Raw genomic sequence first — 20,090 nt, 5'->3', positions numbered from 1 at the left:
GATTCTCCTAAGAGGCTGTACCGCTTGTGGTTTCGGCGTCTGTCGAGGATTCGGAGCGCTGCTGGAGGACTGTGTCGAAGAAGGTCGTGTCGATGAACAGGCCCTCGGTGAAGAGTTCGAGGGCGGGAAACATGATCTCGTCCGTGAGGTCGCGCAGCGCGCGCCCCCAGTCGACGGGGTCCTCGTGCTCGCCCCGCATCTGCAGGAACAGCAGGGTGCCGCCCATGTTCTGCATCGCGAGGTAGCGCGCCCGTGCCGCCGGGTCCCGGCTGGGCCGGAGTGTGCCGGCGGCCACCGCGTCCGCCAGGTACTGCTCGGTGGTGGCGACGAGGTGCTCGAACATCGACCGCGCCAGTGAGCCACCGGCCTGGTAGCTGCGCACCAGGTAGGCAACCAGGGGCGCGTACTCCTCGACCTCGGCGAGTTGCTGCAGCAGTCCGGTGGCGCTGGGCCTGGTCAGGGACTCGGTCTTGGCGACCCGGATGGCCTCGAGGACGTGGGCGTCGCACTCCTCCCGCAGCGCGTCCTTGGACCCGAAGTGGTGGTTGACCAGTCCGGGCGAGACTCCGGCGGCCGCGGCGACCGCACGCACCCCGGTCGAGAATCCCTGCTCGCCGAACACGGCGATCGCGGCGTCGCGGATCCGGGCGCGGGTGGTCCGGTCCCGGCTGGGGGCCTGCGGGTCGACGTTCATTGAACGCATGTTCAAAACTCTAAACGCCCGTTCAATCGGGCGGCAAGGGGTCGGCCCGTCAAGGAAACGTCAAAATGCGTCAGCCGCGGGAGGCGCAGAGCACTCCGTCGCCGACCGGCAGCAGCACCTTGGTCAGCCGGTCGTCCTCGGCGATCGCGCGGGCCGCCGCGCGGACCGCGAKGGTGGTCGCGTCGCGGGCCGTCACATCGACCACCCGGCCGCCGTACAGCGCGTTGTGCAGCACCAGCACGCCGCCGGGGCGCAGCAACCGCACGCACTCCTCGACGTAGCGCGGGTGATCGGCGGGCGAGGTGTCCACGAAGACCAGGTCGTAGGCGCCGTCGGCGAGTCGCGGCAGCACCTCCAGGCCGTCGCCGTTGATCAGGCGCGTCCGGGAGGAGGTGATGCCACCGGACCGGAAGGCGTCCTTGGCGGCGCGCTGCAGCTCGGGTTCCGCGTCGATGGTGGTGAGCACGCCGTCCGCACGCATGCCGTCGAGCAGCCACAGGCCGCTCACGCCGGCGCCGGTGCCGATCTCCACCACGGTCCGGGCGTCGAGCATCTGCGCGAACAGGCTGAGCAGTGCGCCCACAGACGCCGGCACGGGATCGCCGCCCAGGTCCTCGGCCCGTTCGCGGGCGGAAAGGAGGACCTCGTCCTCCAGGACGGAGTCCTCGGTGTGGGCCAGTATCTGGTCGCCATTGGTCTGCACGATGTCGAGGCTATCGCCGTCGCGGCGCCGCCGGGCACAGGCGCGCGAGTACGGCGGATTCTCAGGCCCCGCTCAGGTTGCTCATAGTGCGCGCACATCCGGGTACGAAAGGCTGAACCCGTCACGAGATCACCAGACCGCATCGGTGGCAGCTACGAACGTGAAGTCGCGACGGGGAACATTCCGGACAACCCGGGCGTTGTACCCGTTACGCGTCGAAAGTGTGTCGCGTAGTTGCCGCCAGCTGTCCTGAGCAGGAGGTCCACCACATCTCGATGATCAACGCCGAGCCCGTCCTCGCCGCCGCATCCGCCCAGCTCCCCGATCTGGACAAGCTCTCCGATCCGGCCCAGTTGCTCGAATCGGCCGAGTCCGCCGACCTGCGCGGCACGGCCGCGTTCGACGCGAGTGGCGGCCAGTCCGCCATGCCGTCGTGGGACGAACTGGTCCGTGAACACGGCGATCGCGTCTACCGACTGGCCTACCGGCTGTCCGGGAACGCCCAGGACGCGGAGGACCTCACCCAGGACACATTCATCCGGGTATTCCGTTCGCTGTCGAATTACCAGGCCGGCACGTTCGAGGGTTGGCTGCACCGGATCACGACAAACCTCTTCCTCGACATGGTGCGCCGCCGTAACCGGATCAAGATGGAGGCGCTGCCCGAGGACTACGAGCGGGTGCCCTCCGATCGGCCGAACCCCGAGGAGATCTACCACGACGCCCGCCTCGACCCGGACCTCCAGGACGCGCTCGACTCGCTGGCCCCGGAATTCCGTGCCGCCGTCGTGCTCTGCGACATCGAGGGCCTGTCGTACGAGGAGATCGGTGCCACACTGGGCGTGAAGCTCGGTACCGTACGGAGTCGGATCCATCGCGGACGGCAGGCGCTGCGGGACCACCTGTCAGCCTCGGCTGCGGCCGCGGGCAGGACAGGTACATCGGCGGTGACCACACGGTGAAGGTGCAGGAGGGATCGATGACGCAGGCAGGCCGACGGCGCCAGTTCAGTTCCACCGAGCATCTGGCCAGCGAGGCCGTCGCCGCGTACGTGGACGGCGAACTGCAGATGAATGCCTACCTCCGGGCCGCCCAGCACATCGCCGAGTGCCCGGAGTGTGCGGCCGCGGTGGACGCGCAGCAGCATGCCCGGGTGGCGTTGCGCCGCTCGGCCGAGATCAGCATGCCCAGCGGGCTGCTGGGACTGCTCAGCCAGATCCCCATGTGCACCCCGCCCGCGGACGCCGAGCCCGACGGCCGGCCCGGTGCGGACTCCCCGTTCGGACGTCGGCGCGCCGCGCTGTCCGCGCGGATGAACTCCTACTCGCTGCCGACTTGGCGCCGATTCCGCTGACCTCATCCCTGTCCGCGTCGGTGCTCGCCGATGTGACGGCGTCGGTGATACTGGAACACGTGACTGCCGCCAACGAGGGACGCGAGTCCGCGTGAACTCCGACTCGACCCAGCCGGACTCCGCCCCGCCGCGCCTCGCGCCCCGCCCGCTCTACCGACCCGCAGTGGACCCGGCGTCCGCCGCCGCGTTCGGTCGCCCGGCCGGTACCAGCGAGTCCTTCGCCCCCGACCGCGACGCCGGCCACGACCCCGCCCTGACGATCGGGCCGCCCGACCCGGTCCTGGCCGAGGCGTTCGGCCGGCCGCACGACGCCGTCGAGTCCATCCAGCGTGACCCGGACGGCGACGCACCCCGCCGCCCGGAGCCGACGGCACCAGCCGATCCGTGGCGTGATCCCGATGCCGCGGTCAGCCTCGGCTCGGCCGCGCTGACGACGCCGCCGGTGGCCGCGGCGCCCCCCGCACCCAAGCTCACCGTCCGCGACGTCCTGCTCGGCGACCGGATCGCGCCGCGCGCGCTGGCGGTCCTGGTCGGCGCCGCGCTGGCCATCGGGCTGGTCGGCGGCGTCGTGGGGCGGGTCACCGCCGAGAACGTCGGCGCGCTCACCAGCCAGAAGGTCTCGCTCACCCAGTCCGGTACCGACGACCGCGAGGCCGGCCAGGTGGCCAAGGTCGCCGCCGCAGTGCAGCCGTCGGTGGTCTCCATCCAGGTAGCGCTCGGCGACGAGTCCGGCACCGGCTCCGGCGTGGTCATCGACGGCGCCGGCTACATCGTCACCAACAACCACGTGATCTCGATGGCCGCCACCGACCCCGAGAAGGCGACGCTGCGCGTGGTGTTCGACGACGGCACCCGGGTGCCCGCCGAGATCGTCGGCCGCGACACCAAGACCGACCTCGCCGTGATCAAGGTGGACGTCGGCAACCTCACGGTGGCCGAGCTCGGCAGGTCCGCCGACGTCTCGGTCGGGGACGACGTGGTCGCGGTGGGGTCGCCGCTGGGCCTGAGCAACACGGTGACCAGTGGCATCGTCAGCGCACTGCACCGGCCGGTCCGGCTCGGCGGCGACGGCACCGACACCGATGCGGTCATCGACGCGGTGCAGACCGACGCGGCGATCAACCCCGGCAACTCCGGCGGGCCGCTGGTGGACCACGAGGGCCGGGTCATCGGCATCAACTCGGCGATCCGCAGCGAGAGCGGTGGTTCGGTGGGACTCGGTTTCGCGATCCCGGTCGACGACGTCACCGCGGTCGCCCAGGCGCTGATCCGCGACGGCGTCATGCACCACTCGGAGATCGGCGTCAACGCGCGGTCGGTGACCAACGAGCAGACCACCGGCGCCCAGGTCGCGAACGTGCAGGCAGGCAGCCCTGCCGAGCAGGCGGGAATCGTCGAGGGCGACGTCATCGTCAAGGTGGGGGACCGGGCGGTGGCCGGCGCGGACGAGTTGGTGGTGGCCGTGCACCAGCAGCCGGCAGGCCAGTCCGTGCCGGTGCAGCTGATCCGCTCGGGACGCTCGGTCGAGGTGCAGGTGACGCCGGTTTCGGACTGATCCCACCCCACCTGTTGTGAGTTTGGCGGTGCGGGCGGCGGTCCGTGGCGGCGACACGTACTCTGGTCAACGTGTTTGGCAACATTGGCTGGGGCGAGTTCATGGTCCTGCTCGTCGCGGCGCTCGTGATCCTCGGACCCGAGCGTCTGCCCGGTGCTGTGTCCTGGGTGACGAAGTCGCTGCGTCAGGTGCGCGACTACGCCGGTGGCGCCACCTCGCAACTCAAGAACGAGCTCGGACCGGAGTTCGAGGACCTGCGCAAACCCCTCGCGGACCTGCAGCAGTTGCGCGGCATGACGCCGCGAGGGCTGATCACCAAGCACCTGCTGGACGGTGACGACTCGGTGCTCCGTGACGTCGAGAGCCTGCCCGGCGACATCAAAGCTGCCGCGACAGGACCGGCTGCGGCCGCCGCCGGGGCCGTGGGACCGCCGTCCCGGCCGGCCCCCACGCCGCTGGCCGAGGGCGAGCGCCCGCCCTTCGACTTCGACGCGACCTGACCTCGGCGCAAACTTCGATACCCGACACGACGGGCCCTGCCGGAATTCCGGCAGGGCCCGTCGTGTCGGGCGGAAGTCGGGTCGGTCAGGACCCGAAGGTGTTCTCGATGAGACCTGGTTCGCCGACCCACCCGCTGCCGGTGTCGAGCGAGCCGAACATCGGCCGGATCGGCGCCGGCGCAACCAGGTCGCGGTGGCTGTTCGCGAAGACCACCTCGCCGTCGACCGTGCAGCGGTGCCGCACCTCGTAGACCCCGTCCGCCACGGCGGGCCACGAGTAGCCGATCCAACCGTCGGCGTTCGGGGCGGCAGGGGCGATGTCCCGGACCACCGTGCCGGTGCCCTGGTCGAGCAGGGTGGCGCCGCAGAGCGCAGTCGCGTCGACCCCCTCGACGGAGGCGACCACGTCGCTCTCGATGATGTCGGCACTGGACACGGCGGCCGCGGATGCGACGCCGGGCGAGAGAAACAGCAGGGGCACGGTGGTGGCGGAGAACAGCGCGGTGCGGAGGACGGCCTTGTTCATACCCGGATTCCTGTCGTCGGATGCCGCAGGACGGCATCGATGATTGGTTCGGGTGCGAAGGTAACCTGCTGGGCGATTTGTCGGAGTCGAATCGCCCAGCCGCGGTTGCTACAGGTGGCGCGTGGCGTCGATGCCGAGCGACATGCCGGCGAGTCCGCGCGAGCGCACCGCGAGCTTCTCGGCGATCTCACGCAGCGCCGTGCCCGCCGGGGAGTCGGGCGCGCTGAGCACGATCGGGACGCCCTCGTCGCCGCCCTCACGGACCGCCTTCTCGAGCGGGATCTGGCCGAGCAGCGGCACCTTGGCGCCGACGGCCTTGGTGAGCCGGTCTGCGACGGACTGGCCGCCGCCGGAGCCGAAGACGTCCATCCGGGTGCCGTCGGGCAGATCCATCCAGGACATGTTCTCCACGACCCCGACGATGCGCTGGCGCGTCTGCAGCGCGATCGCGCCCGCCCGCTCGGCGACCTCGGCCGCGGCCTGCTGCGGGGTGGTGACGACCAGGATCTCCGCGCCGGGGATCAACTGGGCGACGGAGATCGCGACGTCACCGGTGCCCGGCGGCAGGTCGAGGAGCAGCACGTCCAGGTCGCCCCAGAACACGTCCGCCAGGAACTGCTGCAGCGCGCGGTGCAGCATCGGCCCGCGCCACACGACGGGGGTGTTGCCCTGGGTGAACTGCGCGATCGAGATGAGCTTCACGTCGTGCGCCTGCGGCGGCATGATCATCCGCTCGACCTGCGTCGGCTTGGCGTCGGTGCCGAGCATGCGGGGCACCGAGTGGCCGTAGATGTCGGCGTCGAGCACGCCGACGGACAGGCCGCGGGCGGCCATCGCGGCGGCGAGGTTGACCGTGACGGAAGACTTTCCGACGCCGCCCTTGCCGGAGGCGACCGCGTACACCCGGGTCAGCGAGCCGGGCTGGGCGAACGGGATGACCGGTTCGGCCGAGTCGCCGCGCAGCGACTTGCGCAGTTCGGTGCGCTGCTCGTCGTCCATCACGTCGAGTTCGACGCGGATGGCACCGATGCCGGCGACGTCGGCGACGGCCTTGGTGACCCGGTCGGTGATCTCCGTGCGCATCGGGCAGCCGGCCGTGGTGAGCAGGACGACGATGTCGACGCTGGCGTCGTCGGCGATCTCGACGCTCTTGACCATCCCGAGCTCGGTGATGGGTTTGTGGATCTCGGGGTCGATTACCCGGGCGAGCGCGCTACGAACGTCGGACTCGGTCACTGCTGGCATACCCCCCATGGTAGTTGGGCGCCGAATCAGTGGATTCGCGGGAGGGCGTCCGCGGTCGGGCCGATGCCGGTGGAGTACGCCAGCGACCAGGCCGTCACGTTCGCGACGTAGGCCATCGAGTTGTTGTACCGCAGGATCGCCTTGGTGGCAGAGGCGAGGTCACGCATGTTGGTGCCGCCGTCGCACAGGTAGTTCGCGGTCGCCATCGCCGCGTCGTAGAGGTTCTGCGGGTCGATGACGCCGTCGCCGTTGCCGTCGGCGCCGTAGCGCTCCCACGTCGTCGGGATGAACTGGGTCGGGCCCACGGCGCGGTCGTAGACGGCGTCGCCGTCGAGGCGGCCGCCGTCGCTGTCCATGATCACGGCCTGGCCGGGCAGGCTGCCGTCGAGCGGCAGGCCGATCACCGGCTCGAACAGGTTGCCCTTGTCGTCGGCCTTGCCGCCGTTGGCGTGGCTGGACTCGACCCGGCCGATGCCGGCCACCTGCATCCAGGAGATGCCGCAGCCGGGGGTCCGCTCCGCCTCGATGCGCTCCGCGTTCTGGTACGCGGCGAAGTTGATGCCGGGGATGCCGAGCGGGCCGTCCGGCAGCGGCACGGGGATGGGGGCGGGCGCGGCGGCGGCCGGCTCGGGGATCGCGACCGGCGCGGGGGTCTCGGCGGCGGGCTGAGCCTCGGCGGCCGGGGTCGCGACGGGGGCGGGGGCGTCCGGGATCGGCGCGGACTTGGCGGTCGTGGCGAGGAAGGGAATGGCGGGCGCGGCGCCCGAGGTGGCGGCCACTGCGACCAGTCCGCCGGGGATCATCCCGGTCAGTGCGATGACGGAACTGCGGCGCAGCGCAGAGTCGGACTTCTTGTTGTGACGACCCACCGAGATACCTCCTGCGAACCCCGGGTGGGGCTTTGCGATTGCTGTAGACCGCAGTCGAGGCTACCCGATTCGAGATTGTTCCGTTATTCATCTGTGATCAAAAAACTGAGACAGTTGCAATTTGTGCAGGCCAGTGCGGGTTTTCAGGTGTGTCGTTTTGATATCGAACGGGCGCGTCGGAGTTACCTGAGTGCCCAGAGTTTCTTACGGGCCAAAGCCCCGGGGGCCGGAGTCCCCGGGAGCGGAGCCCCGTTACGGCAGCGGCGCGGGGGCGGGGGCCGGTGCCCCCGGAGCGGGTGCCGGCGCGCCCGGGAGGCCGGGCGCGGCAGCTGGTGCTCCCGGGGTCCCCTCGGGGGCGGGCGCCGGCGGGCAGAAGATCAGGCACGGCAGTTCCGGCAGCGCGGGCAGGCCCGGGATCAGCGGCGCCGGGGCGGGGGCCTGCGGTGACGCGGGCGCTGCGGCGTCCACCGCGGGCGAGTGGTCCCCGATCCTGGCCGGGTCGGCCGGCGTCGTCGGGGGGACGGGTGTGGCGGGTTCGGTGGTGACATCCGGGATCGAACCCGCGGTCGGGGTGCCGCCCGCGGCGTAGGCGGCCGACCAGGCCAGCACATTCGACGCGTACGCGGCCGAATTGTTGTACCTCAGCACCGACTTGAGTTCCTGGGCCGGCTCGCGCAGGTTCAGCCCGCCGGAGCAGAGGTACCGCGCGGCCGCGAGTGAGGCATCGAAGACGTTGTTCGGGTCCGAGACGCCGTCGTCGTTGCCGTCCGCGGCGTAGCGGGCCCAGGTGCCGGGTATGAACTGCATCGGCCCCACCGCGCGGTCGTGCCGGGGGTCCCCGTCGAGTCGGCCGCCGTCGGTGTCGGTGATGACGTTGTTGCCGGCCAGCGTGCCGTCCAGGGTCGGGCCGAGGATCCCGGTCACGGTGGTGCCCGTGGCGTCGGTGCGCCCGCCGCCGGCATGCCCGGACTCGATCCGGCCGATCCCGGCCAGCAGGTGCCAGCTCACGCCGCAGTCCGGGGCCTGCGTGGCCATGGTGGCCTCCGCGGCCCGGTAGGCGCCCAGCACCAGCTCCGGGATGCCCAGCGCACTGAGCGAGACCGGGATCGGGGTGAGCTTCTCGGCCACCGCGGGCGGCAGCTCGAACCGGACCGGCGGGGGCGGGGTGTAGGCGCGGGGGGTGCGGACGGGGCGCGGGGCCGGCGCGACCAGTCCCACCGTGCCGGTGGGTGCGGCGACGGCCGGAGCCGGTGCCGGTGCGGGCTCGGTGGCCAGGTCCGACGCGTTCACGGCCCCTGCCGACGACATGGCCGTCGCGAGCGACACCAGCACTGTCACGGCCGCGGTCGCCATCCCCCTGATCCGCATTCACCCTCCTCGACACGTCGACCCCCGGAAATGTGATTCAGGTTACATAACGGAAACGGCCGTGTTCGCCTTTTGTATCGGCGGTGGAGCAGGGTTCGCTACGGCCGGCGGTCAGCCGCGCGGCGCCCGGGTGACGTCGGCGTCGCGGTCGGCGAGCAGGCCCTTGATCTCGTCGAGTTCGCGGCGCAGGTAGTCGCGCGTGGCGACCTCGCCCACCGCGATCCGCAGCGCGGCGAGTTCCCGGGCCAGGAACTCGGTGTCCGCCTTCGTCTGCTCGGCCCGGGCCCGGTCCTCCTCGAGCGAGACCCGGTCGCGGTTCTCCTGACGGTTCTGTGCCAGCAGGATCAGCGGCGCCGCGTAGGCGGCCTGGGTGGAGAAGGCCAGGTTCAGCAGGATGAAGGGGTACGGATCCCACTGCAGTCCCACGGCGGTGATGTTGAGGGCGATCCACACGATCACCACCGCGGTCTGGATGACCAGGTACTTGCCGGTGCCGAGGAAGCGGGCGATCGACTCGCTGACCCGGCCGACGGCCTCGACGTCGATGTTCAGGCCCAGGCGCCGCGGACCGCGGGGAGTGTCCAGGCGCTGGCGGTCGGGGGTGGACTTCTCACTCATCGTCTTCCGCCTCCTCGCGCCAGTCGGTCGGCAGCAGGTGATCGAGCACGTCGTCGACGGCGACCGCGCCGAGCAGGTGCTCCTCGTCGTCGACCACCGGCCCACACACCAGGTTGTACCGGGCGAAGTACCGGGTCACCGTGGTCAGCGAGTCTTCGGGGTCGAGCCGGGTCATGTCGGTGTCAAGGATGCCGCCGACCAGTGTCGCGGGTGGCTCGCGCAGCAGCCGTTGCAGGTGCACGCAGCCCAGGTAGCGCCCGGTGGGGGTGGAGATCGGGGGCCGGACCACGAACGCGATGCTCGCCAGGGCGGGTGTCAGGTCGGCGTGCCGGGCCCGGGCCAGGGCCTCGGCCACCGTCGTGGCCGGGGTCAGGATCACCGGTTCCGGGGTCATCAGGCCGCCGGCCGTGTCGGGGGAGTGCTGGAGCAGCCGTCGGACGGGTTCCGAGTCCACCGGGTCCATCAGCTGCAGCAGCGACTCGGCCTCGGCGTCGGGCAGCTCGCCGAGCAGGTCGGCGGCGTCGTCGGGGTCCATGGCCTCGAGCACGTCCGCGGCACGCTCCACCTCGAGGTGCATCAGCAGATCCGTCTGGGAGTCGGTGGGCAGCTCCTGCACCACGTCCGCGAGCCGCTCGTCGTCGAGCGCGATCGCCAGCTCGTACCGGCGCTTGTCCGGCAGGTCCCGCATCGCGTTGGCCACGTCGGCGGGCCGCATCCCCTCGAACTGGGCCAGCAGTTGGGCGACGCCTTGGCCGGGCAGCGCCAGCTGGGACTGGGTCAGGCCCTGCACGTGTGGCCACTCCACGACATGCACGGCGGCACGGCGGGAGAGCCGTCCGCGCGGCCGCTGGACGGCGACCCGGGAGACGACCCAGTCGCGGGTGCGGGTCAGCTCGATGCCGAGGTCCACCACCAGCACGTCCTGGCCGGCGAGCTCCTCGAGTTCGGGGTCGTCGATCCGCACCGGGGTGTCGAGGACCTGCGCGAGGACCAGTACCTCGCCCGGCTTCTGGGCGAACCTCCTCAGGCTCACGTTCCCGGTGACCGTGACCGAGCCGGGGGCGATCGCCGTCACCCGCAGCATCGGGATGAAGATCCGGCCCCGGGTGAGCAGTTCCACGACCAGTCCGAGCACCCGCGGTCGCTGCCGTCCCACGCGAATGGTGATGACGACGTCACGCACCCTGCCGATCGATTCGCCGTCAGGTCCGAGCACCACCAGGCCCGCGAGCCTGGCTGCGAAGACCTTGCTCACTGCTGCCATGATGGCAAGGCTAATTCGCTCGGTGTCCCGACGTCGGATCGCGGGCTGGTAGTCGCGGTTCTCCGGGGGCACGCCACCCCATTTTTCTGGAGGTCCTCATGGTGCACGCGCGTTCGCGGCGGTCCGTCCTGGCGGTCCCCGGCAGCAGCCGGAAGATGATCGAGAAGGCGAAGGGCCTGCCCGCCGACGAGGTCTTCCTCGACCTCGAGGACGCGGTCGCGCCCATCGCAAAGGCGCAGGCGCGCAGCGAGATTGTCGACGCGCTGAACTCCGACGGGTGGGGCGGGCAGATCAAGGTCGTCCGGGTCAACGACTGGACCACCGAGTGGACGTACGCCGACGTCGTCGAGGTCGTCTCCGGCGCGGGCGCCAACCTGGACGCGATCCTGCTCCCGAAGGTGGCCGAGGCGGCTCACGTGCAGGCGCTGGACCTGCTGCTGACCCAGGTGGAGAAGGCCAACGGGCTCGAGGTGGGACGGATCGGCATCGAGGCGCAGATCGAGAATGCGCTCGGGCTCACCAACATCGACGCCATCGCGACGGCCAGTCCCCGGGTGCAGACCCTGGTGTTCGGTCCGGCGGACTTCATGGCGAGCATCAACATGCGGACCCTGGTGGTGGGGGAGCAGCCGGACGGGTACGACACCGGCGACGCCTACCACCACATCCTGATGACCATCCTGATGGCCGCTCGCGCCCACGGCCTCGAGGCGATCGACGGTCCCTACCTGCAGATCCGCGACGTCGAGGCCTTCCGGCGGGCGGCGGGGCGCACGGCGGCGCTCGGCTTCGACGGCAAGTGGGTGCTGCACCCCACCCAGATCGACGCGGCCAACGAGGCGTTCAGCCCGCGCCAGGCCGACTACGACCGCGCCGAGATGATCCTCGACGCCTACGAGTTCCACACCTCCGCGGCCGGTGGTGGCCGGGGTGCCGCGATGCTCGGGGACGAGATGATCGACGAGGCGAGCGCGAAGATGGCGCAGGTGATCGCGGGCAAGGGGCGGGCAGCCGGGATGGCACGGACAATGCGGTTCGACCCCGAATCTCCGTAAAATGGACATCGGCGGACGCTCGCACCATCCTGGTGAGGGCACGCCCGGCCCGGTACCGCCGAGAACCGACCGACCGACCACGATGGAGCGCCGACGATGACCAATCCTCTCGCACAGCCGAATAGGACCGGACGAGGCGGGTTGCCCACCCCACCCAGCGGCTGGCCGATCGGCTCCTACCCCACGTACGCGGAGGCGCAGCGCGCCGTCGACTACCTGTCCGACCAGCAGTTCTCGGTGGAGGACGTCACCATCGTCGGTGTCGACCTGATGCAGGTCGAGCGGGTGCTCGGCCGGCTCACCTGGGCGAAAGTCATTGGCGGCGGGATCGTTTCGGGTGCGTGGCTCGGCGTGTTCCTCGGCCTGCTGCTGGGGCTGTTCACCGACAGCCTGCTCGGCCCGCTGGTCGCCGGCATCCTGGGCGGCATCGTGTTCGGCCTGATCTCCGCGGTGATCCCGTACGCGGCGACCCGGGGCCAGCGCGACTTCGCCTCCACGATGCAGCTGGTCGCCGGCCGTTACGACGTGCTGTGCGAACCGAAGACCGCGGAGCGCGCCCGAGACCTGCTGGCCAAGCTGGCGATCTAGGCGACCGCCGCTGCGCGTGTGGGGAGGAACGCGCGGCGACGGCGCCCGGCCGGACTCAGCTCCCGAAGTTCGGCCCGCCGGGCAGCTGGGGGAGCTGAGGGGCCGGGGGCTGCCAGTTGTCGCCCTGGTGCCAGTCGCCGGAGTTCGGGTGGTTCTGGCCCAGTTGTCGCCCCGGTCCCTGTCGTGGTGGTCCTGCTGTGAGTACTGGCCCTGGTCGGGACCGCCGTGCACCGGATCGACGGCCCGGACAGAGCCGCGGGGGCATTCACAGCAGGGTCCCAGGACGGACTCGGGGCGAGTCGAATCCTGTGCTGGAGAACATGAATGGCCTGATCAGGGTGGTCCGGCACGGTGGTGTGGAGAGCGCCGCGGGAACGCTTCCTGGTCGCCGCCGCTGCCAGCCGGCTGTGAGTTCGACGGTCCTGTCCTAGCCTTGGGCCCGTCACTACTTTGATCGCGTGGGAGGTGTGCCGGTGGCGGCTGGTGGAACGACCCGAGAACGGCTGACGGCCGAGGCGCTCTCTCGCGCCACCCTGGACCGCCAGCACCTGCTGCGGCGTGAGGCAGGTACGGCACTCGACCTGGTCGGGCACCTTTACGGGTTGCAGGCGCAGTCGCCGTCGGCGCCGTACTACGCGCTGTGGGCGAGGCTCGCCGACTTCGACCCTTCCGAGCTCTCGGACCTGATCGCCGACCGGCAGGTGGTGCGCATGGTCCTGATGCGCGGCACGGTGCACGCGGTCACCGCGGCCGACGCCCTCGCGCTGCGGCCCTGGGTGCAGCCGATCATGGACACGGACCTGCGCACCAACGCCGCGCACCGCGAGGCACTGGCCGGGCTGGACACCGCGGAACTCGCCGCGGTGAGCCGTGACCTGCTCGACGCCACCCCGATGACCATGGCCGCCCTGCGTCCGCTGCTGGCGCGGCACTGGCCGGACCGCGACCCGGCGGCACTCGCCCACGCGGCGCGGTGCCTGCTGCCGCTGGTGCAGGTGCCCCCGCGCGGCCTGTGGGGGCGCTCGGGGCAGCCGGTGTGCGCCACCGCCGAGAACTGGCTCGGCGCCCCGGCCCCGACGCGGCCCGAGCCGGAGCGACTGCTGTTGCGGTACCTGGCCGCCTACGGCCCGGCGAGCGTCGCGGACGCCCAGGCGTGGTCGGGGCTGGCCCGGCTGGCGGAGGTGTTCGAACGGCTGCGGCCGCGGCTGCGGGTGTTCCTCGACGAGGACGGGGCGGAGCTCTTCGACCTGCCCGACGCGTCGCGTCCGGACCCGTCGTGCGCGGTGCCGGTGCGGATCCTCGCGCCCTTCGACAGTGTGCTCCTCGGCCACGCGAACCGGACCCGGGTGATCTCGGACGAGCACCGCAAGGTGGTGTTCACCGTGAACGGGATCATCAAGCCGACGATCCTGGTCGACGGGACGGTGGCCGGGTTCGTCACCGTCACTGCCAAGAAGGGGGCCGGCGTCGTGGAGGTCACGACATTCCGGCGCCTGGGGAAGGGTGTCGAGTCGGAGGTCGCGTCAGAGGCGTTGCGGCTGTTGCGGTTCGCGCATCGCGGCGCCGACAGTCACGACGTCCGGTTCACTCCGATGCCGTGACGCCCGCCGGACCGTGACCTGTCGGGCAATCGCGTGGGCGACGCCGACTGCCACCCCGACCACGGCGCCCCACGCGGCGGAGACGAGTGCGCCGCCCACGAGCGAGGCCACGTACGCGCCCGGCCCTTCGTGCAGCACGAAACTCAGGTACACGATGCGGACCAGGTTGCCGGCCACGACRCCGATCACGGTGGCGCCCAGCCCCGCCCAGAATGCGCGGGCCACGCCGCCGGTCGGGTGCAGCCTCGACGAGCTGACCAACCGCATCCAGACGACGGCGGTCATGACGAGCGCGGCGATCACGTCCACCGCCCAGGATCCGGTGGTCGTCTCGCCGAGCGGCGTCAGGCGCAGCGGCGGCACCCCGAAGGGCAACCCGAGGGCGCTGGGCACGAGCAGCGCCGGCAGGTACGTCAGGGCGGTGCCGGTCAGAGTCCAGGTCCCGAAGAGAACGGAGATCACGGCGACGGTGACCGTGCCGGCCCACGGACCGGAAGGCACTTCRTGCTCGTGCGCGGTTGACGGGTCCAGGGACCCGTCAACCGCGCGCGAGCCGGGAACCGGCCTGACCTGTGGGTTCACCGAAACAGCCTCGGGGGACTCGGACATGTCGCCACAATATCGGCGTCCAGAAGACCAGGCGTGGCGAAACGGTGAAGAAGGTCGAGTGTGCGGCGGATCAGAGTGGTGTCCCTCTTGGTGGCCGGAGCGCTCGTCCTCACGGGCGGTGTCGGCGCCGCGCTGCGATCCGATCCCGCGCCGGCGGCGTCGTTCCTCACCGACGATGCGGGCCGAGCGCTCGTGCTGCGGGGGTTCAACACGGCGTCGAGCGCGAAGAGCACCCCGGACGGGATGCCGGACTTCACCGAGGAGCAGCTTGCGCGTGAACATGCCGACATGGGAACCAACTTCGTCCGGTTCCTGATCTCGTGGCGGTCCGTGGAGCCGGAGCCGGGGGTCTTCGACCAGGCGTACCTCGACCGCGTCGAGGAACGCGTCGGCTGGTACGCGAAGCGCGGGTACCAGGTGATGCTCGACATGCACCAGGACCTCTGGTCCGGCGCTATCACCCCGGACGGAAAGACCGGCAACGGCGCGCCGGCGTGGGCCACGTACATGGACGGCCTGCCGGTGGGATCCCACGAGATGTGGGAGCAGTACTACCTGGACCCCGGGGTGATCCGGGCGTTCGACAACTTCTGGAACACGACTGGTGAGCACCCGGAGCTCGCCGACCACTACGCGCAGGCGTGGCGGGCGGTGGCGCAACGGTTCTCGGGCAACCCCGCCGTCGTGGCCTACGACCTCATGAACGAGCCGTACGGCGGAACCCTGCAGGGCCCGGTCTTCGAGGCCGGCCCGCTGACGGCGCTGTACCAGAAGACGGCCGACGCGATCCGCACCGTCGACCAGGACAGCTGGGTGTGCGTGGCACCGCAGGCGATGGGCGTGAACTGGGGAACGCCGAGCGGTCTCGGTCGGATCGACGATGCGCGCGACGGCGACCAGCGAATTGCCTACTGCCCGCACATCTATCCGTTGCCGATGGACCTGGGCGGTGGCTACGAGGGCACCTCACGCGACCTCGTCGACGCCACCGTCGATGCATGGCGCGGCCACACGCTGCGCACCGCGGCGGCGCTCGGCGACGTCCCGATCATCCTGGGGGAGTTCGGACTCGACACCACACTTCCCGGCGCACTCGACTTCGTCGAGCGCATCTACGCGACGGCAACGGAGATGGGCGCCGGAGTCAGCTACTGGTCCCGTGATCCGGGGAGTTGGGGTCCCTACGAGGAGGACGGCACCGCGCGCAACCTGGTGCCGGCACTGGACCGCCCGTATCCCCGCGCGGTCGCCGGCACCCCGACCAGTTGGCGGGGCGGGCCCGAGCGGCTCGAGCTCACCTACCGGCCCGACGCGTCGATCTCGGCCCCGACGGAGATCTACCTGCCGGTGCGGACCTTCCCGAACGGCGCGCAGGTCTCCGGTGGCGAGGCCGCGAGCTGGGACGCCGGCTCCAGGATCCTGACCCTGCGTGCGCCGGAGACGCCGGACGAGACCACCGTCACGCTGACCCCGGCTCACTGACCCTTCCGGCTGGGACCGGTGTTAGATGAGCAGGTGAGTGACAGCGTCATCGCCTCGGTCCGTGCGCACCTCGTCGAGCAGATCGGCGGTCCGCCGCCCTCGGCTGCCTCGGTGACCTTCCTCGGGCTCGAACCCCTCGAGGTGCTCCGCTTCGGTCCCGACCACGACGACCTGGTGCGCTACGTCTCGCTGGGCTGTTCCCGGCACCCGATGGGCGATCCCAGCGACCTGATCGCGGACCCCGTGCGGGGACCGCGCGCCGAACTGGTGCTCACCCTGCGGGGCGGCGCCGGTGTGGCCTCGGGCGTGCATCGCACGCTCGCGGTACTGGCCGCGGCGCCCGCGGTGGAGGGCGTCGTCCTGACCGTCGACGGTCTGCTCGACGTCGGTGAGCAGCTCTGGAAGGATGCGCCCTTCACTGCAATGTTGTTGGGGGAGAGCAGTATCGGTGAACTTGCACTGCCCGAGCCGGCCGACCCGGTGCGGTTCTTCGACGCCGTCCCGATCACCGGCACCGAGGCCGCGTGGGTGCGACTGCGAGGGGCCGCGGCGCTGCGCGAGGCGTGGGCGGAGGCCGGGATCGACGTGCGCGACCCGGCCCGCGCGGCGGCGTCCCTCTAGCGGGGCAGCGCCGGACCGCCGCTCAGAGCCAGTCGTTGCGCCGGAACGTCACGAACAGTGCGGTGCAGATCGCCGCGATGATGCCCATCACCAGGGGATAGCCGAAGGTCCACTGCAGTTCTGGCATGTGCTCGAAGTTCATCCCGTATACGCCGGCGAACATGGTCGGCACCGCGGCGATGGCCACCCAGGCCGAGATCTTGCGCATGTCGGTGTTCTGCTGCACGGCGATCTTGGCCAGCGCGGCGTCGACCAGCGTGCTGAGCACCTCGTCGAACTCGGCGATCCGTTCCGCGACGATGGTGTGGTGGTCCTGGACGTCGCGCAGGTAGCGCCGGACCTCCTTGGGGATTCCGGTGGTGGTGTCCTGGCCGAGCCGTTGCAGCGGGCTGGCCAGCGGGTTCACCGACTTGCGCAGTTCGACGATCTCGCGTTTGAGCATGTAGATCTGCTCGGTCGCGACCCGGTTTCCGGTGCTGAACACCGCTTCCTCCATCAGGTCCACGTCGTTCTCGACGGACTCGGTGACCACGAGGTAGGAGTCGACGACGTGGTCGGCGATGGCGTGCAGGACCGCGGACGGACCCAGCGCGAGCAGTTCGGGGTTGGCTTCGAGGTCCTGGCGGACGCCGGTGAGCTTGGAGTGCTCGCCGTGCCGGACCGTCAACACGAAGTCGGGACCCATGAAGATCATGATCTCGCCGGTCTCGACCACCTCGTTGGCCGTGGTGATCGACTCGTGTTCGACGTAGTTGACGGTGCGCAGCACCATGAACATCACGTCGTCGTAGCGCTCGAGCTTGGGGCGCTGGTGCGAGTGCCCGACGGCGTCCTCGACCATCAGCTCGTGCAGGCCGAAACACTCTGCCACGGAGGTCATCTGGGATTCGCTCGGCTTGTGCAGTCCGACCCACGCGAAGCCTCGGCCCAGCGCGCGTACCTTCGCCATCGCCGTCTCGTGGGTGAAGGCGCCGGGCAGTCGCCTGCCGCCGACGTACACCGCGCAGTCCACGATCGCGTCCTCCGGGGGACACCAGGGCGGGTCGGACGGTGCCGGTTCGGGTGCGGGCGGCGAGCGGAACGACGGCAGCGACGGCAGTTGCGGACGCGACGGCAGGTGTCGGCGCGGCGGAAGGGACGACACGTCGGCGTCTCCTCTCCCCTGGGGGCTCGAGCCCATGCTATCCCCGGCGGTCGGGCGGGCCGCCCGCACTCGCAGGTTCCTGAGACAATGGCCGGGTGCGCATCGATCTTCACACCCACTCCTCGGCCTCCGACGGCACTGACAGTCCCACCGAACTGATTGCGGCGGCGTCGGCCGCGGGCCTCGACGTCGTCGCACTCACCGACCACGACACCACCGCCGGCTGGGCGGAGGCGGAGGCGGCATTGCCCGCCGGGCTGAGCCTGGTCCGCGGGATGGAGATGTCCTGCGAGGGCCGCGGCGAGGACGGCCGACCGGTCGCGGTGCACCTGCTGGCGTACCTGTTCGACCCGGCCGACGACGCCTTTGCCCGCGAGCGGGGCCGGCTGCGGGCCGAGCGCACCGGGCGACTGCGGGCGATGGCCGAGAAGATGGCGGCGGACGGACTGCCGGTGGACCCCGACGCGGTGATGGCCGCCGCCGGGCCGGCCGCGGGGCGGCCCCACCTGGCTCGGGCGCTGGTCGACGCGGGCGTGGTGGCGTCCGTGAACGAGGCGTTCACCGACCTGCTCGCGACCGGCGGCCGCTACTACGTGCACAAGGCGGACACGCCGCTGCGCGACGCCGTGCGGATGGTGGCCGGGGCGGGCGGGGTGAGCGTGATCGCGCACCCGCGGGCGGCGAGCCGCGGCCGGCTGCTCGCAACGGAGCAGATCGGCGAGCTCGTCTCGGACGGGCTGGGCGGCGTCGAGATCGACCATCACGACCACCGGCCGGAGGACCGGGCGCTGCTGACCGGACTGGCCCGCGACCTCGACCTGATCGTCACCGGGTCGTCGGACTACCACGGCGGCAACAAGTCGGTGGTGCTCGGCGAGTTCGTCACGGCACCCGAGCAGTACGAGCGGATCGTGGCGGCCGCCACGGGCGCAGCCGTGGTCACCCGGTGACGGGCGCGCGCTGATGTCCTTCGACACCACGCTCTACCTGACCGCGGTGATCACCCTGTTCGTGATCATGGACCCGCCGGGCGTGATCCCGGTGTTCCTGTCGCTGGTCGGCCGAAAGAGCCGGGAGGCCCGCAACCGGGCGGCCTGGCAGGCGCCGGCGGTCTCACTGGCCGTGATCACGGTGTTCGCCGTCGGCGGTCAGGCCATCCTGAACTACCTGCACATCGGCATCCCGGCGCTGCAGGGCGCGGGCGGGCTGCTGCTGCTGATCATCGCGCTGGAACTGCTGACCGGGCGCAGCGCGAACCAGATGCAGGGCGCCGAGGACGTCAATGTCGCGCTGGTGCCGCTCGGCACCCCGCTGATGGCCGGTCCCGGTGCCATCGCTGCCGTGATCGTGTTCGTCAGTCAGGCGGACGGCCAGACGTCGTCCTACCTCGCAATCGGCTTGGCGATCCTCACGATCCACCTCATTCTGTTCCTGGCGCTGAGGTTCTCCACGGTGCTGATCCGGCTGCTCGGCGACGGCGGCATCACGCTGCTCGCCCGGATCGCCGGACTCCTGCTGGCCGCGATCGCGGTACAGCTCATTGCGGACTCGGTTCGCGGATTCATCGCAGGCGGGTAGCACGTGTCACTCGACGAATACCAGGAGTACGCCGAGCGCGACGGGGCCGTGGTCCGCGGGCTCAGGGCGCTGAGCGGTGCCACCGCAGCCGGTGTGGTGGTGCTTGCCCTCGTCGTGGTCGGCACCGCGTACCTCGGCGGTCGCCGGGGGTTCCCGGGGCCCGGCGCGGTCTCGGTCGCGGCGCACATCGCCGCCGCGGTCGTGGTGGTGTTGGCGCAGCGATTCGCCGACCGCAGGCGTGGGGGAGCGGCCATATCCTGGTCGGTGGGAGTGTTGTTGGTCACAGCCGCACTGTTGTGGACGCAGTGGTGGGGTTGACCTCACTTCCGCGGGCGAAATCGGTGAGATTTGCCTACACAAAGGGCCGGTGACACACTTGTTGCACTCCAGCGTCGGTGCCACCGCCCGACGAGAGAGCGAAAGTCGGACAAATCAGCGGCAGATTTCGTGCTCGGGCCCACCCCGCCTGACGCCTTCGCGCTTCCGAAGTGAGTGCTGTTACCCGAAAACCAATCGGGAATTGATCGTGCACCCTCGGTTAGCCTCACCCCACATCTCGAGTATGAACCTGCGGCTGCGTCGAATTTCCCTTCGGCGCTGCTACTTACCAGTAACCCGCCCCCGCGTGGGGGCGGCATKAGTAGGAGTGTCATCGTGTCTCCCGTGTCTGAATCAACCACTCCGTCCAAGGTTGAGTAAGGTTGAGT

General features: G+C 70.8%; 22 protein-coding genes. 12 read left to right on the top strand and 10 right to left on the bottom strand.

The genetic code is table 11. The features are described 5' to 3' along the window. Nucleotides 1–7 precede the first annotated feature (7 nt). Both AC1DU4_RS19260 and AC1DU4_RS19255 read right to left on the bottom strand, forming a co-directional pair. Nucleotides 8–703 carry a TetR/AcrR family transcriptional regulator gene (locus AC1DU4_RS19260; RefSeq protein ID WP_477842474.1) on the bottom strand — a complete coding sequence of 232 codons (696 nt, stop codon included), beginning with the start codon at nucleotides 701–703 and terminating at the stop codon, nucleotides 8–10. A 70-nt stretch (nucleotides 704–773) separates the two neighbouring features. Further along, nucleotides 774–1,406, bottom strand: a complete 633-nt coding sequence (locus tag AC1DU4_RS19255; RefSeq protein ID WP_477842472.1) for an O-methyltransferase — start codon at nucleotides 1,404–1,406, stop codon at nucleotides 774–776. 275 nt (nucleotides 1,407–1,681) lie between these two features. Here AC1DU4_RS19255 and sigE point away from each other — a divergent pair, with 275 nt between their 5' ends. From sigE to tatB, 4 genes are all read left to right on the top strand, one after another. Continuing rightward, the gene (sigE, locus tag AC1DU4_RS19250) at nucleotides 1,682–2,368 is read left to right on the top strand and encodes an RNA polymerase sigma factor SigE (protein ID WP_477842470.1); all 687 of its coding nucleotides are present in this window, start codon (nucleotides 1,682–1,684) and stop codon (nucleotides 2,366–2,368) included. 17 nt (nucleotides 2,369–2,385) lie between these two features. Further along, a complete protein-coding gene (locus AC1DU4_RS19245; RefSeq protein WP_477842469.1) occupies nucleotides 2,386–2,760 on the top strand; it encodes a zf-HC2 domain-containing protein in 375 nt (124 codons plus the stop codon). 91 nt (nucleotides 2,761–2,851) lie between these two features. Continuing rightward, nucleotides 2,852–4,315 carry a S1C family serine protease gene (locus tag AC1DU4_RS19240; protein WP_477842467.1) on the top strand — a complete coding sequence of 488 codons (1,464 nt, stop codon included), beginning with the start codon at nucleotides 2,852–2,854 and terminating at the stop codon, nucleotides 4,313–4,315. Between the two features lie 71 nt (nucleotides 4,316–4,386). Then, the gene (gene tatB / locus AC1DU4_RS19235; protein ID WP_477842465.1) at nucleotides 4,387–4,815 is read left to right on the top strand and encodes a Sec-independent protein translocase protein TatB; all 429 of its coding nucleotides are present in this window, start codon (nucleotides 4,387–4,389) and stop codon (nucleotides 4,813–4,815) included. Nucleotides 4,816–4,900: 85 nt separating this feature from the next. Here tatB and AC1DU4_RS19230 read toward each other — a convergent pair whose 3' ends face one another. The 6 genes from AC1DU4_RS19230 to AC1DU4_RS19205 form a co-directional block, all read right to left on the bottom strand. After that, a complete protein-coding gene (locus AC1DU4_RS19230) occupies nucleotides 4,901–5,341 on the bottom strand; it encodes a hypothetical protein (protein WP_477842463.1) in 441 nt (146 codons plus the stop codon). Nucleotides 5,342–5,449: 108 nt separating this feature from the next. After that, nucleotides 5,450–6,586, bottom strand: a complete 1,137-nt coding sequence (locus AC1DU4_RS19225) for an Mrp/NBP35 family ATP-binding protein (RefSeq protein WP_477842461.1) — start codon at nucleotides 6,584–6,586, stop codon at nucleotides 5,450–5,452. Nucleotides 6,587–6,612: 26 nt separating this feature from the next. After that, nucleotides 6,613–7,455 carry a lytic transglycosylase domain-containing protein gene (locus tag AC1DU4_RS19220; protein ID WP_477842459.1) on the bottom strand — a complete coding sequence of 281 codons (843 nt, stop codon included), beginning with the start codon at nucleotides 7,453–7,455 and terminating at the stop codon, nucleotides 6,613–6,615. 252 nt (nucleotides 7,456–7,707) lie between these two features. Next, nucleotides 7,708–8,823 carry a lytic transglycosylase domain-containing protein gene (locus tag AC1DU4_RS19215; RefSeq protein WP_477842457.1) on the bottom strand — a complete coding sequence of 372 codons (1,116 nt, stop codon included), beginning with the start codon at nucleotides 8,821–8,823 and terminating at the stop codon, nucleotides 7,708–7,710. A 111-nt stretch (nucleotides 8,824–8,934) separates the two neighbouring features. Beyond that, the gene (locus AC1DU4_RS19210; protein WP_477842455.1) at nucleotides 8,935–9,441 is read right to left on the bottom strand and encodes a DUF1003 domain-containing protein; all 507 of its coding nucleotides are present in this window, start codon (nucleotides 9,439–9,441) and stop codon (nucleotides 8,935–8,937) included. Continuing rightward, nucleotides 9,434–10,705 carry a magnesium transporter MgtE N-terminal domain-containing protein gene (locus tag AC1DU4_RS19205; protein ID WP_477842453.1) on the bottom strand — a complete coding sequence of 424 codons (1,272 nt, stop codon included), beginning with the start codon at nucleotides 10,703–10,705 and terminating at the stop codon, nucleotides 9,434–9,436. Before AC1DU4_RS19205 ends, AC1DU4_RS19210 begins: the two co-directional genes overlap by 8 nt. A 98-nt stretch (nucleotides 10,706–10,803) precedes the next feature. Between AC1DU4_RS19205 and AC1DU4_RS19200 the strand changes: the two genes are divergently transcribed. From AC1DU4_RS19200 to AC1DU4_RS19190, 3 genes are all read left to right on the top strand, one after another. Further along, complete coding sequence (locus tag AC1DU4_RS19200; protein ID WP_477842451.1) at nucleotides 10,804–11,760, top strand: HpcH/HpaI aldolase/citrate lyase family protein; 957 nt, start codon at nucleotides 10,804–10,806, stop codon at nucleotides 11,758–11,760. A gap of 96 nt (nucleotides 11,761–11,856) precedes the next feature. Further along, nucleotides 11,857–12,348 carry a YflT domain-containing protein gene (locus AC1DU4_RS19195; protein ID WP_072845992.1) on the top strand — a complete coding sequence of 164 codons (492 nt, stop codon included), beginning with the start codon at nucleotides 11,857–11,859 and terminating at the stop codon, nucleotides 12,346–12,348. A gap of 473 nt (nucleotides 12,349–12,821) precedes the next feature. Next, nucleotides 12,822–13,949, top strand: a complete 1,128-nt coding sequence (locus AC1DU4_RS19190) for a winged helix DNA-binding domain-containing protein (protein ID WP_477842449.1) — start codon at nucleotides 12,822–12,824, stop codon at nucleotides 13,947–13,949. Here the strand turns inward: AC1DU4_RS19190 and AC1DU4_RS19185 are convergent. Continuing rightward, entirely contained in the window at nucleotides 13,872–14,450 is a 579-nt protein-coding gene (locus tag AC1DU4_RS19185) for a hypothetical protein (RefSeq protein ID WP_477842447.1), read from the bottom strand. The genes AC1DU4_RS19190 and AC1DU4_RS19185 overlap by 78 nt on opposite strands. A gap of 186 nt (nucleotides 14,451–14,636) precedes the next feature. Here AC1DU4_RS19185 and AC1DU4_RS19180 point away from each other — a divergent pair, with 186 nt between their 5' ends. Both AC1DU4_RS19180 and AC1DU4_RS19175 read left to right on the top strand, forming a co-directional pair. After that, nucleotides 14,637–16,040, top strand: coding sequence for a cellulase family glycosylhydrolase (locus AC1DU4_RS19180; protein ID WP_477842445.1), 1,404 nt, complete (start codon nucleotides 14,637–14,639; stop codon nucleotides 16,038–16,040). A 33-nt stretch (nucleotides 16,041–16,073) separates the two neighbouring features. Beyond that, complete coding sequence (locus AC1DU4_RS19175; protein WP_477842443.1) at nucleotides 16,074–16,661, top strand: suppressor of fused domain protein; 588 nt, start codon at nucleotides 16,074–16,076, stop codon at nucleotides 16,659–16,661. A gap of 22 nt (nucleotides 16,662–16,683) precedes the next feature. Here the strand turns inward: AC1DU4_RS19175 and AC1DU4_RS19170 are convergent, their stop codons facing one another. Continuing rightward, a complete protein-coding gene (locus AC1DU4_RS19170) occupies nucleotides 16,684–17,760 on the bottom strand; it encodes a magnesium and cobalt transport protein CorA (protein ID WP_477842536.1) in 1,077 nt (358 codons plus the stop codon). A gap of 140 nt (nucleotides 17,761–17,900) precedes the next feature. On the opposite strand from AC1DU4_RS19170, the gene AC1DU4_RS19165 reads away from it, so the two are divergent. From AC1DU4_RS19165 to AC1DU4_RS19155, 3 genes are read left to right on the top strand one after another with little or no spacing between them, the layout of a single operon-like run. Further along, nucleotides 17,901–18,755, top strand: a complete 855-nt coding sequence (locus AC1DU4_RS19165; RefSeq protein ID WP_477842441.1) for a PHP domain-containing protein — start codon at nucleotides 17,901–17,903, stop codon at nucleotides 18,753–18,755. 13 nt (nucleotides 18,756–18,768) lie between these two features. Continuing rightward, nucleotides 18,769–19,383 carry a MarC family protein gene (locus tag AC1DU4_RS19160; RefSeq protein WP_072845996.1) on the top strand — a complete coding sequence of 205 codons (615 nt, stop codon included), beginning with the start codon at nucleotides 18,769–18,771 and terminating at the stop codon, nucleotides 19,381–19,383. A 3-nt stretch (nucleotides 19,384–19,386) separates the two neighbouring features. Continuing rightward, entirely contained in the window at nucleotides 19,387–19,701 is a 315-nt protein-coding gene (locus tag AC1DU4_RS19155; RefSeq protein ID WP_477842439.1) for a hypothetical protein, read from the top strand. The last annotated feature ends 389 nt before the right edge of the window (nucleotides 19,702–20,090 follow it).

It is taken from the genome of Rhodococcus sp. P4_F5 (assembly GCF_056401315.1).
The sequence above is the reverse complement of the archived record's forward strand: the minus strand, read 5'-3'. Positions and strand labels throughout refer to the sequence as shown.